This is a genomic window from Faecalibacterium sp. I4-1-79, from assembly GCF_023347235.1.
GTDB lineage: Bacteria > Bacillota > Clostridia > Oscillospirales > Ruminococcaceae > Faecalibacterium > Faecalibacterium tardum.
In genome coordinates, this window is the sequence record NZ_CP094467.1 from 3055296 (window position 1) to 3069712 (window position 14417).

Annotated in this window: 13 protein-coding genes; 9 read left to right on the top strand and 4 right to left on the bottom strand. The window is 61.9% G+C overall.

The window, feature by feature from the left end:
• Positions 1 to 191: 191 nt before the first annotated feature.
• Both MTP36_RS15090 and MTP36_RS15095 read right to left on the bottom strand, forming a co-directional pair.
• The gene (locus MTP36_RS15090) at positions 192 to 1139 is read right to left on the bottom strand and encodes a transketolase family protein (RefSeq protein WP_118658042.1); all 948 of its coding nucleotides are present in this window, start codon (positions 1137 to 1139) and stop codon (positions 192 to 194) included.
• A 1-nt stretch (position 1140) separates the two neighbouring features.
• Entirely contained in the window at positions 1141 to 1992 is an 852-nt protein-coding gene (locus tag MTP36_RS15095) for a transketolase (protein ID WP_113991759.1), read from the bottom strand.
• Between the two features lie 14 nt (positions 1993 to 2006).
• Here MTP36_RS15095 and MTP36_RS15100 point away from each other — a divergent pair, with 14 nt between their 5' ends.
• From MTP36_RS15100 to pulA, 6 genes are all read left to right on the top strand, one after another.
• Positions 2007 to 2387, top strand: a complete 381-nt coding sequence (locus MTP36_RS15100) for a hypothetical protein (protein WP_249252037.1) — start codon at positions 2007 to 2009, stop codon at positions 2385 to 2387.
• A gap of 16 nt (positions 2388 to 2403) precedes the next feature.
• Positions 2404 to 2940, top strand: coding sequence for an ECF transporter S component (locus MTP36_RS15105; RefSeq protein WP_249252039.1), 537 nt, complete (start codon positions 2404 to 2406; stop codon positions 2938 to 2940).
• 201 nt (positions 2941 to 3141) lie between these two features.
• Positions 3142 to 3870: a glucosamine-6-phosphate deaminase gene (gene nagB, locus MTP36_RS15110; protein ID WP_249252047.1), complete on the top strand. Its 729-nt coding sequence runs from the start codon at positions 3142 to 3144 to the stop codon at positions 3868 to 3870.
• A 123-nt stretch (positions 3871 to 3993) separates the two neighbouring features.
• Positions 3994 to 5751: a tyrosine-protein phosphatase gene (locus MTP36_RS15115; protein WP_249252049.1), complete on the top strand. Its 1758-nt coding sequence runs from the start codon at positions 3994 to 3996 to the stop codon at positions 5749 to 5751.
• A gap of 7 nt (positions 5752 to 5758) precedes the next feature.
• Positions 5759 to 6085: a hypothetical protein gene (locus tag MTP36_RS15120; protein WP_249252051.1), complete on the top strand. Its 327-nt coding sequence runs from the start codon at positions 5759 to 5761 to the stop codon at positions 6083 to 6085.
• Positions 6033 to 8000: a type I pullulanase gene (gene pulA, locus MTP36_RS15125; protein ID WP_249252059.1), complete on the top strand. Its 1968-nt coding sequence runs from the start codon at positions 6033 to 6035 to the stop codon at positions 7998 to 8000. The genes MTP36_RS15120 and pulA overlap by 53 nt, the downstream gene beginning before the upstream one ends.
• A 290-nt stretch (positions 8001 to 8290) precedes the next feature.
• Here the strand turns inward: pulA and MTP36_RS15130 are convergent, their stop codons facing one another.
• A complete protein-coding gene (locus tag MTP36_RS15130; protein WP_249252061.1) occupies positions 8291 to 9673 on the bottom strand; it encodes a S1C family serine protease in 1383 nt (460 codons plus the stop codon).
• 111 nt (positions 9674 to 9784) lie between these two features.
• Between MTP36_RS15130 and MTP36_RS15135 the strand changes: the two genes are divergently transcribed.
• The 3 genes from MTP36_RS15135 to MTP36_RS15145 all read left to right on the top strand — a co-directional run bounded on the left by MTP36_RS15135 (position 9785) and on the right by MTP36_RS15145 (position 13671).
• Positions 9785 to 10744, top strand: coding sequence for a bifunctional GNAT family N-acetyltransferase/class I SAM-dependent methyltransferase (locus MTP36_RS15135; protein WP_330220867.1), 960 nt, complete (start codon positions 9785 to 9787; stop codon positions 10742 to 10744).
• Between the two features lie 203 nt (positions 10745 to 10947).
• The gene (locus MTP36_RS15140) at positions 10948 to 12552 is read left to right on the top strand and encodes a peptide chain release factor 3 (protein ID WP_006735394.1); all 1605 of its coding nucleotides are present in this window, start codon (positions 10948 to 10950) and stop codon (positions 12550 to 12552) included.
• 135 nt (positions 12553 to 12687) lie between these two features.
• The gene (locus MTP36_RS15145; protein WP_249252070.1) at positions 12688 to 13671 is read left to right on the top strand and encodes an aldo/keto reductase; all 984 of its coding nucleotides are present in this window, start codon (positions 12688 to 12690) and stop codon (positions 13669 to 13671) included.
• 57 nt (positions 13672 to 13728) lie between these two features.
• Here MTP36_RS15145 and MTP36_RS15150 read toward each other — a convergent pair whose 3' ends face one another.
• The gene (locus MTP36_RS15150; protein ID WP_249252080.1) at positions 13729 to 14415 is read right to left on the bottom strand and encodes a Crp/Fnr family transcriptional regulator; all 687 of its coding nucleotides are present in this window, start codon (positions 14413 to 14415) and stop codon (positions 13729 to 13731) included.
• Positions 14416 to 14417: the final 2 nt, after the last annotated feature.

Consider the following 14417-nt stretch of genomic DNA (forward strand, 5'->3'; position numbering starts at 1 on the left):
CTGGGGCTCTGCACACTTTTGCACACTTTTTGCACACCGGCGGGAAAGCCGTGTTTTTCCTTGCATTGTCTGCATTCTGTGCATCGTGGGCGTTTTTCTTACCCCCGCGATACACCGTTCAAAAAAGGCCGCCGCACAAAGCACTGTGCGGCGGCCTTAAAATTTGAACGCGTATTGCTATAAAAGAGCGCTTACTTGCCCAGCATCTCGTGGGCGGTCTTGCAGATGGTGGCTGCGTCCAGACCGAACTTCTTCAGCAGATCCCATGCGGGGCCGGAGCAGCCGAACACGTCCTGCACGCCCACGCGGCGCACGGGGGTGGGCAGCTTCTCGCTCAGGACGGCGCAGACGGCTTCGCCCAGACCGCCGATGACGTTGTGCTCCTCGGCGGTGATGACCTTGCCGCACTCCTTGGCAGCCTTGAGGACGATCTCCTCGTCCAGGGGCTTGATGGTGTGGATGTTGATGACCCGGGCGTGGATGCCCTCGGCAGCCAGCTGCTCGGCAGCCATGCGGGCTTCGTTGACCATCAGACCGGTGGCGATGATGGCAATATCGTTGCCCTCGGTCAGCTGCTCGCCCTTGCCCAGTTCAAAGTGGTAGTTGGCTTCATCGTGGAACACCGGCACAGCCAGACGGCCGAAGCGCAGGTAGACGGGGCCTTCCATGGCGTAGGCGGCGCGCACAGCGGCGCGTGCCTCGATATCATCGGCGGGGCAGATGACGGTCATGCCGGGGATGCTGCGCATCAGGGCAAAGTCCTCGCAGCACTGGTGGGAAGCGCCGTCCTCGCCCACGGAGATGCCGCCGTGGGTGGCGCCGATCTTCACGTTCAGGTGGGGGTAGCCCACAGAGTTGCGCACCTGCTCAAAGGCGCGGCCGGCTGCGAACATGGCAAAGCTGGAAACAAAGGGCACATAGCCCATAGCGGCCAGACCTGCTGCCACGCCTACCATGTTTTCCTCGGCGATGCCGCAGTCAAAGTGACGATCCGGGTATGCCTTCTGGAACATACCGGTCTTGGTAGCGGCGGCCAGATCGGCATCCAGCACCACCAGATCATCGTGGCCTTCCGCGGCCAGTTCCTTCAGGGTGTTGCCGTAGCTGTCGCGGGTCGCGATCTTTTTCACGTCTGCCATCTCAGTTCTCCTCCTGTTCCAGCGCGGCATAGGCGGCGTTCAGCTCGTTCATGGCCACCTGATACTCTTCGTCGTTGGGGCCCTTGCCGTGCCATGCAACGGAATTGGTCATATAGGAAACGCCGGTGCCCTTGACCGTATCCAGAATGATGCAGGTGGGCTTTTCGGTCTCGGCGTGGAAAGCCTGCACGGCGCTCTCGATCTGGTCAAAGTCGTGGCCGTTGATGGTGACCACGTTGAAGTTGAAGGCGCGCAGCTTATCTTCCAGCGGGGCGCTGTTCATCACGGTCTCGGTGGTGCCGTCGATCTGCAGATGGTTGCGGTCCAGCATCACGCACAGGTTAGAAAGGCCGTAGTGGGCGGCAAACATAAAGGCCTCCCAGCATTCGCCCTCTTCCACCTCGCCGTCGCCCAGAATGGCGTAAACGTTCACGGCAGAGCCGGCGTGCTTTGCGCCCAGCGCCATGCCGCAGGCGGCAGAGATGCCCTGACCCAGACTGCCGGTGGACATATCCACACCGGGCACGCTGTTCATGTTGGGGTGGCCCTGCAGGCGGCTGCCGATCTTGCGCAGGGTCTTGAGCTCTTCCACCGGGAAGAAGCCCCGCTCTGCCAGCGCGGCGTACAGCGCCGGGGCGGCATGACCCTTGGACAGCACCAGACGGTCGCGGTTCGCCATCTTAGGCTGGGCAGGGTCTACGTTCAGTTCCTTAAAGTACAGATAAGACAGCACGTCTGCGATGCTCAGACTGCCGCCCGGATGACCACAGCCTGCACTGTGGGTCCCTTCGATCACGCCCATGCGGATGTGGCAGGCGTGCTTTTTCAGGGTAAGTTTTTCAGCATTTGTCATGATGGTCCTCCCGTATGAACCTCAGAATTCATGCGCTCAAAAAAGCCTCTCGTCAGCGCCCCGGCGTCAAGATTGCCGCAGCGCGCTTTTTTTCAATTTTATATTATCCATTCTGCGCAAAAAGGTCAAGCTTCTTCCAGCAAAATGTACAGCCCCGGGGAAATTTTTTTGCGAACAGACCGATTTTTGTCTATTTTGCAGACGTTCTGCCCCGCTTGACAGGGGCAAAATGGTTTGTTATACTTTTGACCATCGTTCCGGCAGGAAGCCGGACACGGGCGGGCAGCAGCCTGCCGCTTATCCCAGCAAGCAATATTTTTTTGAAACAGACGCCACGAAGGGGTCTGCCTTTGGCATGGAATGCCGGGGCAGGCTCCTTTTTATATTGCGGCTGAAAATGGAGGAACCCTTATGAAAACCAAAAACACTCAGACTGTGCGGCAGCTGGTGCTGGCTGCCCTGTTTTTAGCGCTGGCCTTTGTGCTGCCCCTGCTCACCGGACAGGTACCCAAGGTGGGCAATATGCTCTGCCCGATGCACTTCCCGGTGCTGCTGTGCGGCTTTGTGCTGGGCGGCCCGTGGGGGCTGGCTGTGGGCTTTGCCGCCCCGCTGCTGCGCTCGGTGCTGTTCGGGATGCCGCCCATGTTCCCGGTGGCCATCTCCATGGCCTTTGAGCTGGCCACCTACGGGCTGGTGTCCGGGCTGCTGTGGCGCAGGGTAAAGCACAGCCTGCCCGCGCTCTACGCCGTGCTGCTGACCGCTATGGTGTCCGGGCGCATCGTCTGGGGTATCGTGCGCTTTGTGCTGGCCGGGCTGACCGGCGGCAGCTTCCCCTTCCGTGCGTTCCTGTCCGGGGCGCTGTTTACCGCCGTGCCGGGCATCACAGCGCAGCTGGTGCTCATCCCGCTGCTGCTCACCGCCCTGCAAAAGGCCGGCTTTGCGGACTGACCCCCTGCGCGCACCCTTTGTGCAAATAAACGATACTTCAGCCGGTTTTTAAGGCACTTTTTCCAAAAGAAACGGAAAACCGGAAAAATTGTGCCGTTTTGTGGCTTTCTGTTGGCAAATGTGATAAACTTGAACCAGATGCGGGTGTGTGCCGCTGTGCACCGCCCACAAAGAGTAAATGAAGAAGAGAGGTCGTTTATCGTGAAGATCATTCGTACAAAGGACTACGCTGATATGTCCCGCAAGGCAGCAAACATCATTTCTGCGCAGGTCATCATGAAGCCCGACTGCGTGCTGGGTCTGGCTACCGGCGGCACCCCCGTTGGCATCTATGAGAAGCTGGTGGAGCGCTACAACGAGGGGGATCTGGATTTTTCTGAGGTCACTTCCGTCAATCTGGACGAGTACCGCGGCCTGCCCAAGGATCACCCGGAAAGCTACTGGAGCTTTATGCACCGCAACCTGTTCGACCATGTGAACATCGACCCCGCCCACATCAACCTGCCGGACGGCACCAACATGGACGCCGAAGCCGAGTGCAAGCGCTACGACGAGGTCATCCGCAGCGTGGGCGGCGTGGATCTGCAGCTGCTGGGCATCGGTCATGACGGTCACATCGGCTTCAACGAGCCCCACGATGCCTTTGATCTGGGCACCCACTGCGTAGATCTGGCCCAGGAGACCATCGAAGCCAACAAGCGCTTCTTTGACGGCAACGTGGATCTGGTGCCCAAGCAGGCTTACACCATGGGCATCCGCACCATCATGCAGGCACGCAAGGTGCTGATGGTGGTCAACGGCGCAGGCAAGGCCGAGATCGTCAAAAAGGCCTTCTTCGGCCCCGTCACCCCCGAGGTGCCCGCAAGCATTCTGCAGCTGCACCCGGACTTCATTCTGGTGGGCGATGAAGAGGCTCTGAGCCTGATCTGATCCTCCAAGTTTCTGAGCCGCTGCACGGCTGCCGCCGTGCAGCGGCTTTTTGCTGTCCTCTCTTTACATTCCGCCGAAAAAGCGGTATTCTTTGTCCAGAACAAATTTTCCCGGGAGGAGACCATGGATATCCGCCAGCTGCACTACTTTTTGACCCTGTGCGAAGAAATGAATTATACCCGCGCCGCACAGCGGCTGTTCCTGTCGCGGCAGGCGCTGCGCCAGAGCATCTCTGCGCTGGAAGCCGAGATGTGCGGGCCGCTGTTCATCAGCGCCCACCACAAACTGGCGCTCACCGACCGGGGCATGAGCCTGCAGCGCCACGCCGCCCCGGTGGTGGAGCAGTTCCAGCAGATGCAGGCCGCGCTGCGGGCAGAGATCCAGTCTGCCCAGCCGGTGCGCATCGGCATCAGCGTGGCGCTGGTACCGGACTATCTGCCCGGGCTGGAGACCCAGCTGGACAAGTTCCGGCAGCAGTACCCCCATGTGGAGATGCGGTTCCGTCTGCTGGACAACGACGCCGTGGCCGATGGGGTGGAGCAGGGCGAGCTGGACGCGGGTCTGGTCATCGACCTTGGCTGCGCCGCGCCGGTGCTGGCGCGCACCACCCTGCGGGCAGACCCCGCCTGCCTGCTGGTGCCCCGGGGACACCCCTTCTGGGAAAAGGAGCGCATCCCGCTGGCAGAGCTGCGCGGGCAGCGGGTGCTGCTGCCCAGCCTGCGGCAGGATCTGTTCAGTCCGCTGTGGGCGGCCTGTGCCCGGGCGGGCTTTGCCCCCAATGCCGAGATCGGCCCCAGCTTTTATCAGGCCTACTATCTGGTGCAGGAGCAGCTGTGCACCTGCCTGACCCGCTACGAGCCCGGCGCGCGCCGGGAGCTGGACCGGGTGCGGGACGTGCTGCTGGAAGATATGCCCCCGCTGTGCGTGTCGCTGGTGCAGCGGCGGGACACCAGCTCTGCCTACATCGACCTGCTGCGCAGTTACCTGCTGGAGGTTCTGGGCAGCACCGCCAGCCTGCCGCCCCGCCGGGGTCGGCCCGCAAAGCCCTTCTACACCGCGCCGGTGCTTTCCAGCGCCGCCGCAAAGGCTGCCCCGGAGCATCCCGCCCCGGGCACCCAGCTGCCCTTTGCGGGCGGCAACAACTTCCGGGAGCTGGGCGGTTACCGCGCCGACGAGGGCAAGACCGTAAAGTGGGGGCAGATCTACCGGGGTTTCCCCACCGGGCGGCTGACCACCGAAGCCGACCGCGCCCGGCTGGACGGGCTGGGGCTGCGGCTCATCCTTGACCTGCGCAGCGGCGCAGAAGCCGCCAAGCTGCCGGACTATGTGCCGGACGGCGCACGGCTGGTGCAGATCTGCGGCCTGCAGGATGCCACCGGGCAGGAGATCGATTTTTCGCCCAACGACATCCAGCGGCTGGTGCAGAGCGCCCCTGCCGGGACGAACCTCTCCCAGCTGATATACCGGCAGATGCTCACCGGCAACAAGGCCTTCAAGGAGCTGTTCCGGGCGCTGGAAGCCGGCGAGACGCCCATCCTGTTCCACTGCACGGCGGGCAAGGACCGCACCGGTGTCGCTGCCATGCTGATCCTGCTGGCGCTGGGCGCTTCGGACGAGACCATCTGCGCGGATTACGCCCGCACCAACCTCTGCCGCGCCGCCGAGATCGAAAAGGCCATGGCTGACCATGCGGCGGAGATCGCCGCCGACCCGGCGCAAAAGCTGCGCTGGCAGTCCTCCGCCGGGGTAGACCCGGAGACTGCGCCCTTTGTGCTGCGCACCATCCGGCAGGACTACGGCAGCGCTGAGAGTTATCTGGAAGCCGAATACGGCCTGACCCCCGCCCGCCTGATGCGGCTGCGGCGGATGTATCTGGAGTGAGACGATTTTGAATGCCCTCCGCATTGCTCTGGGCATTTTCAGCGGAAAGAATATTTTATATTTCGGGGTTCAGAAACGCCTGCGGGCGTTTCTGAACCCCATTTTCATGGAAAGGGGTCGTGACGGCAAACGGCATCTGCCGCGCTGGTTTCCTGCGGAAACAGCCGCGCGGCGGGGGAAGCCTTTATTAGGAAAATTGATTTCCATGGTAAACATCGATTCCCTCTTGAAAAAAAGCCTGTTGTCCGATACACTGAATATAACGAATCTTATAAGAAGGAATGAAGCTGACCATGGCTGCAAAAACGCCTGCCCAGTGGAAAACACTGTTTGAAAACGTACCCTTCCACCGCGAAAACTACTATACCGGCCCCCTTGGGCCGGATTACACCCCCGGCGGCACCTGTCTGCGGCTGTGGGCACCCACCGCCGAAGCGGTCACCGTGACCTTATACCACAAGGGAGACGGCGGCGCCGTGCTGGGCACAAAGCCCCTTGTGCGCGGGGCGCAGGGGGTGTGGAGCGTCTGGCTGCCCGGGGAGCAGCACGGCCACTACTACACCTTTGCCGTCACCGTGGACGGCGTCACCCGCGAGACCGGCGACCCCTACGCCCGGGCGGCGGGAGTGAACGGTGTCCGCAGCATGATCGTGGACCTTGCCCGCACCGCGCCCTCCGGGTGGGAGCGGGATGTGCGCCCCACTATCCCCCCGGCACAGCGCACCGTGTGGGAGGTGAGCGTGCGGGACTTCTCGCAGGATGCCGCCAGCGGGGTGCGCCCGGCATGGCGGGGCAAATATATGGCCTTTACCCAGCAGGGCACCACTCTGCACGGCGACGGCATCCACCCCACCTGCCTGAACTACCTCAAGCGGTTGGGGGTAAAATATGTCCAGCTGATGCCCATTTTTGATTTTGGCAGCGTGGACGAAGCAAAACCCTTGCTGCGGCAGTATAACTGGGGCTATGACCCCACCAACTTCAACGTGCCGGAGGGCAGCTACTCCACCGACCCCACCCGGGGCGAGGTGCGCATCCGGGAGTGCCGGGAGATGATCGCCGCCCTCCACGCGGCGGGCATCGGGGTGGTGATGGACGTGGTGTATAACCACACCTACCGCACCGAGAACCCCTTCAACAGCACTGTGCCCTATTACTTTTTCCGGCAAAACCCGGACGGCAGCTTTTCCAACGGCAGCGGCTGCGGCAACGAGTTTGCCAGCGAGCGCCCCATGGCGCGGCGCTACCTCATCGACTCCATCCTCTACTGGGCAAAGGAGTACCACATCGACGGCTTCCGCTTCGACCTGATGGGCTTGTACGATGCCGAGAGCATCAACGCGGTGCGCGCCGCACTGGATGCCTTGCCCGGCGGGCGGGACATCCTGCTGTACGGCGAGCCGTGGCAGGGCGGTGCCAGCCAGCTGCACCGGTACGAGGCCAACAAGGCCAACCTTGCCATGCTCAACGAGCGGGTGGGCATCTTCTGCGATGACACCCGGGACGCCATCAAGGGCGGCTGCTTCGATGCCCGGGAGCCGGGCTATGTGGAGGGCAAGCCCGGCAGCTTCTGGGATATCGGCGCAGCGGTGGCGGCATGGTGCCGCAGCGACCGTCTGCCGCCCCACGCGCCCAGCCAGATCGTGAGCTATGTTTCCGCCCACGACAACTTTACCCTGTGGGACAAGCTGCTCTGCGTCCGGTACGAAAAGCCGGAGTTCACCGCCCGGGACACCGTGGCGCTGGCACAGAACCGGCTGGCGGCGGGCATCTACCTGACCAGCTTCGGCCTGCCCTTCATGCAGGCAGGCGAGGAGTTCGCCCGCACCAAAAAGGGTGTGAGCAACAGCTACCGCTCCTCCCCCGCCCTGAACCGTCTGGACTGGAACCGTGCTGAGCAGTACCACGCCCTCGTGGACTACTACCGGGGGCTTCTGGCGCTGCGGGCAGCCTTTCCCCGGCTGGGCAGCACCGACCGTCACGCCCCGGAGGCTTTGCAGTTCTTTGCGCTGGAACAGCCGCTGGTGGGCTGGACGCTGCCCGCCGTCTGGGGAGACGGCGCGGCATGGAGCGCTTTGTGCGTCTTTTATAACCCCACCGAAACCGCCTGCACCGTTTCCCTGCCCGGCGGGCAGTGGAAACTGCTGAGCGACGGCACCTCTTCCAGCCTGTGGCGCGGCCAAAGCCGCATTTTTACCGGCAATGCCCCCCTTGCGCCGTATAGCGCAACTATTTTTGGTGCGGTATAAATAAAGAGCCCTCTCAGGCGCTCCCGCGCCAGCTCCCCCGAAGGGGGAGCCAAGCCGTAAAGTTCATCACTAAAGCATGAGGTGCCACGAGAAAGCTTCCGGCAGTGCTCTTGCCTCTCCCTTTGAGGAAAGACTTCCCCCGCTCCGGGGGAAGATGTCGCGCAGCGACAAAAGGGGGAGTGTGGCTGCGAACGTAGTGAGCAGACGGAGAGGGCGAAACCGCTTCCCGAGGGTATCCCCACAACAAAAAAGGCTGCTGCACATTCCGTGCAACAGCCTTTTTACTATTTTCAGTTATTCTCTGCGCCCTTTTCGCCAAGGGTGACGTTAACGGTCTGCATCTGGCCGCCGCGCGCGACGGTGATCTCGATGGTGTCACCGGCCTTGTGGTCCTGCATCAGGGTGCCAAGGTCGCTCTGGGTGGCCACCTCGCTGCCGTCTACGCTCACGATGCGGTCACCGGCCTGCAAGCCCGCCTTGTCGGCGGGGCCGCCCTTGACCACTTCCACGATGTAGACACCGTAGGCGTTCACGCCCAGCTGGGCGGCGGTCTGGGCGTCGGTCACGGCATAGTAGCTGATGCCCAGATAGGGACGCCCGGTCACATAGCCGTTTTCCAGCAGCTCCTGCGCCACCTTGACGGCGTCATTCACCGGGATGGCAAAGCCCAGACCCTCGGCATCGCTGTCGGAGGACTTTGCATTGACGATGCCCACCAGCTCGCCGTTCATGTTGAACAGGCCGCCGCCGGAGTTGCCGGGGCTGACGGAGGCATCCATCTGGATCAGGGACATGGTGTTGACAGAGCTGGAACCCTGAATGCTGACGCTGCGGTTCAGGGCGCTGACGATGCCGCTGGTCACGGTGCCGCCCAGCTCACCCAGCGGGTTGCCCACGGCCATGACGCTTTCGCCCACCTTCAGGTTGTCGCTGTTGCCCACGGTGGCAGGGGTCAGGCCGGTAGCATCGACCTTCACCACGGCGATATCACTGGTGGTATCCTCGCCCACCAGCGTAGCGGGGTAATCCTTGTCGCCGATGCTCACGGTGATGTTGGATGCACCGCTCACCACATGGGCGCAGGTGAGGATATAGCCGTCCGAGCTGATGATGACGCCGCTGCCGGCGCCGCTCTCCACCTGACTCTGGCCGTACCACGACCACTGGGAGTAGACCACCTGCTCGGTGGTGATGACCACCACGCTGGGGCTGACCATCTCAGCCACCTGTGCGGTGCTCAGGCCGGTGCCGCTGGTGGCGCTGATGGAATTGCCGGTGCTGTCGGTGCTGCTGTCAGAGCTGGCCGGACGCTCCACCTGCTGGATGACCACCTTGCTGCCGCCGCCGTATTTGGCACCCACAAAGCCGCCCGCAAAGCCCATGGCTGCTGCCAGCACCAGCGCCACGGCGCTGCGTGCCAGCTTTTTGCCATTGAACTTCTTCTTGCGGCGGGGCTTTTCCGGCTGCGCCGGGGCGCTGTGCTGCGGCTGCTCCGGCGGGGTGGGCGGCACGCTGCCGCCGTCTGCCGGGGCGGTATCGGCCGGGCGCGCAGGCTGCGCTTCCGGCTCGTTGTACTGGTTTGCCGTGTTCATGCCGCTGCTGCCCACGTTGGGGTAGCCGGTCTCGTTATTGGAAGCGGAATAATCGTATTCCCACTTGTTCTCGTTTTCCATGTTACTACATCCTTCCCTCAAAGGCCGGTCCGCAGGGACATCTGTTCCTTTGAACTGTCCCTATTGTAACTGTCAAATGTGAAAATCAATCGCTTGCGCCGTGAAGAATATGTGAAATGCGGTCCTGTTTTTCTGCCCTTGACAGCCGCGCCGCCGCTTGCTATTGTAAGGGAAGAACATTTGCCCGTCAAGGAGGAGCTTTTTATGGAACTGCGCCGCACCGAACAGGGGTTTGCCCTGTATAAAGAAAAGGACTGCATCGGAGAGTGCACCCTCTCCCCCGCCCCCAAGGGCGCACAGCTTACCGCCCTGTGCATCCTGCCCCGGTGGCGGCGCAAGGGCTACGGCTCCTACCTGTTAAAAGAAGTATTGCGCAGCTTTGGCGGCTATGACCGGGAAGCCGCCACCGTGTTTACCGCCCCGCTGCCGGAAAATGCCGCCGAGCTTGCCTTCTGGGGCAAATTCGGCTTTGCCGCCGAGGGCGGGCAGCTGGTGCGCCGCCGCACCCCGGACTTAACAGCGGTAAAGTTCGTGCAGGACTTTTTAGCCGCCCGGCTGGTGCACCCGCAGCTGTGCGTAGACGCCACCTGCGGCAACGGCGGCGACACCGCCTTTCTGTGCAATCTGACCGCCCCCGCCGGGCGGGTGCTGGCTTTTGACGTGCAGCCCGAAGCCATCCGCTCCACCCGCACCCGGCTGGAACAGGCAAATGTGCCCGCCGAGCGGTACAGCCTTATCTGCGGCAGCCACGCCGACTTATTACAGTATGTGCAGCCCGGCACTGCTGATGCAGTCATGTTCAACTTTGGCTGGCTGCCGGGGGCGGACCATGCGGTATTCTCCACCGCGCAGAGCAGCATCCCCGCCTTGCAGGCGGCGCTGCAGGCGGTGCGCCCCGGCGGCATCGTGAGCGCCATCCTGTACAGCGGGGCGGTCATCGGCTCGGACGAAAAACAGGCGGTGCTGCGTTTTCTGCGGGCACTTCCACTGAAAAGTTTCACCGTTCTGGTGTGTGATTTTGCCAATTGGGCCGAAACTGCCCCTCTGCCCTGCCTGATCCTGAAAAAATAACGAAAACACTTGCATTATCACGCGTTTTCGTATAGAATAGGGTGCGTATGTGTAAAAAGCAAGAACCCTCTCAGTCACGGCTGACATCAGGCCGGAGAGGGTTTTCTCAGAAAGCAGGATGGAGGTTCCCATGTAAGACACCATCTGTCTGCCATTTATTCTCTGCCTTGCATAGGCAATTTTTATAGGAGAAACTACGATCTATGACAAATCGTGAAGAGATCGAACGCCGCAGGACGTTCGCCATCATCAGCCACCCCGACGCAGGTAAGACCACCCTTACCGAAAAGCTGCTGCTGTACGGTGGAGCCATCAATCAGGCTGGCTCCGTCAAGGGCAAGCAGAGCGCCAAGCACGCCGTGTCCGACTGGATGGACATTGAAAAGCAGCGTGGTATCTCGGTCACCTCTTCGGTGCTGCAGTTCAACTACGCCGGTAAGTGCGTGAACATTCTGGACACCCCCGGCCATCAGGACTTCTCGGAGGATACCTACCGCACCCTGATGGCGGCAGACTCTGCCGTCATGGTCATCGACGCCGCAAAGGGCGTTGAGGCGCAGACCATCAAGCTGTTCAAGGTGTGCACCCTGCGCCATATCCCCATTTTTACCTTCATCAACAAGATGGACCGCGAAGCCCGCGACCCCTTTGAGCTGATGGAGAACATCGAGGAAATTCTGGGCATCAAGACCTACCCCATGAACTGGCCCATCGGCTGCGGCAAGGAGTTCAAGGGCGTGTTCGACCGCAACGCACGAAAGGTGCTGGCTTTTTCCAGCGATGGCCGCGCCAACGGCGTGAAGAAGGTCAGCGAGACCGAGGCCGAGCTGGGCGACCCCGCACTGGACGAGCTGCTGACCCCCTACCTGCACCAGCAGCTGGTGGACGAGATCGAGCTGCTGGACGGCGCTGCCGAGGAGTTTGATCTGGACAAGGTGCTGCGCGGCGAGCTGAGCCCCGTGTTCTTCGGCTCTGCATTGACCAACTTCGGCGTGGAGCCCTTCCTTGAAAACTTCCTGCGGCTCACCTCCGCCCCGCTGGCCCGCGTGGACAGCCTGACCGGCGAGCCGGTGGACCCCTGCCGGGACGAGTTCTCCGCTTTCATCTTTAAAATTCAGGCCAACATGAACAAGGCCCACCGCGACCGTATTGCCTTTATGCGCATCTGCTCCGGCAAGTTCGAGCGCGGCATGGAAGCCTACCATGTGCAGGAGGGCAAGAACATCAAGCTTGCCACCGGCACCCAGCTGATGGCGCAGGACCGCGCCATCGTGGACGAGGCCTACGCCGGCGACATCATCGGCCTGTTCGACCCGGGCATCTTCTCCATCGGCGACACCCTGTGCACCGGCAAAAAGAAGGTCCAGTTCGCGGGCATCCCCACCTTCTCCCCGGAGCACTTTGCCCGCATTGAGCAGAAGGACACCATGAAGCGCAAGCAGTTCGTGAAGGGTATGGAGCAGATCGCGCAGGAAGGCGCCATCCAGATCTTCCGCGAAGTGGGCGGCGGCATGGAAGAAGTGGTGGTCGGCGTGGTCGGCGTATTGCAGCTGGAAGTGCTGGAGTACCGCCTGAACACCGAATACAACGTGGAGATCCGCATGCAGCAGCTGCCCTTTGAGCAGCTGCGCTGGGTGCAGAACGACCCCGACACCTACAACCTGCGGGATCTGGACCTGACCAGCGACACCAAGGCTGTGGAGGACATGAAGGGCAACCGTCTGCTGCTGTTCACCTCCGACTGGGCGGTGCGCTGGGCGGAGACTCACAACGAGAGCTTGCAACTGAGCGAGTTCGGCAACATCTGATAAAAGAGCGCTGCGGAGTGCACCTGCGCTTCGCAGCCTTTTTTATATAGCAACCAAAAATACAACATAGAATGCCAGACATTGGAATGAGGGTTCCCATTGCGGGGAACACTGCTGGCATGGAGGGTAAAGTATATGCAGAATATCAACATTGGCAAAAGCGGCATCGCTGTGCCGTTTCTGGGCATGGGTACATGGGCCATCGGCGGCGGTGCATGGTGGGGCGATAACGACGATGCACTGTCCGTAAAGGCCATCCAGACTGCCGTGGAGCAGGGCATCCAGTGGATCGACACTGCACCCATCTACGGGCTGTACCACAGCGAGGAAGTGGTGGGCGAGGCCATGAAGCACATCGACCGCGACAAGGTGGTGCTTTCCACCAAATGCGGCCTGGAGTGGCGGCACGAGTCTCCCATCCTGCACAAGGTAGTGGACGGCGTACAGGTGTACCGCGACCTTTCCGCCAAGAGCATCATCGAGGACGTGGAGGACAGCCTGCGCCGTCTGCACACCGACCATCTGGACGTGCTGTACACCCACTGGCAGAGCCCGGATTTTGGCGTGTATCCGCTGGAAGAGACCATGGAAGCCATGATGAAGCTGAAGGAGCAGGGCAAGATCCGCGCCATCGGTGCTTCCAACGTCACCTCCGACATTATCCGGGGCTACTGCAAGTACGGCCAGCTGGACGTCATTCAGGAAAAATACAGCCTGCTGACCCGCCGCGTTGAAAAGCAGCTGCTTCCCACCTGCAAGGAGCTGGGCGTCTCGGTGCAGGCCTACTCCCCGCTGGAGCAGGGTCTTCTGACCGGCAAGGTGACCATGGACACCACCTACCCGGAGGGCAGCACCCGCAACTCGAACCCCTGCTTCCAGCCCACCCGCCGGGCACAGGCGCTGGAACTGCTGGCAAAGTGGGGCGACCTGACCGAGAAGTACGACTGCACCATGGCGCAGCTGGTCATCGCCATGACCGCCCGCATGATCCCGGGGCTGCACGTTCTGTGCGGTGCCCGCAAGCCGGAGCAGGTACTGGACAACGCCGGTGCGCTGCACATCAAGCTGGACGGTGCCGACGCCGTCCGCATGAAGTGGGACGTGGACGCGATCTCCTGAGCATAAGCAGAACAACACCGGAGCATCTTCAGACGCTCCGGTGTTGTTTTTTATCTCTTATTCTCCCCTTGCCAGCGCTTGCAGCTTTTTCTTATCCAGCACCTGCACCCCGCCGCGGTACAGCCGCACCCAGCCCTCCTGCGCAAAGTATTTGAGCATCCGGCTCACCACCTCGCGGGCAGAGCCCATGTACTTTGCCATCTGGTCGTGGGTCATGCGGAGGTCCGCGCCGCCGGTCTTGGCAAGCTCGTCGGTCAGAAAAATGGCCAGCCGCCGGTCGGCGCTCATGAACAAAATTTGCTGCATCGTCCACATGGTATCGGAAAAGCGCTCTGCCGTCATCTGGTAGGCGTAGCAGCGCACATAGACGTTTTCCTGCATCAGCTGCCGGAAGATGCCCGCGCTGATGCACAGCGCCTCGGTATCCTCCTCCGCGTCGATGTAGAGGTCGATGTTCACCGCGTCCATCACGCAGGAGGCGGACAGGATGCACACCTCCCCGCCGAACAGGCGGTACAGTGTCACGTCCCTGCCGTCCTCGGACAGCAGATAGCTGCGCAGCTGCCCGCTGCGCAGCAAAAGGATGCCCACGCAGCTTTCCAGCGGGCTGTGCACCCGGGCGCCCTTGGCGTAGTGCACCGGGCGGGTAAAGCGGCACAGCCGCTCCTGCTCTGCCGGGGTCAGCTGCTCCCAGAACGGAAACGCGCAGGCAAGGCACCTGGCGTGCGGAGATGTTTCAGCCATAC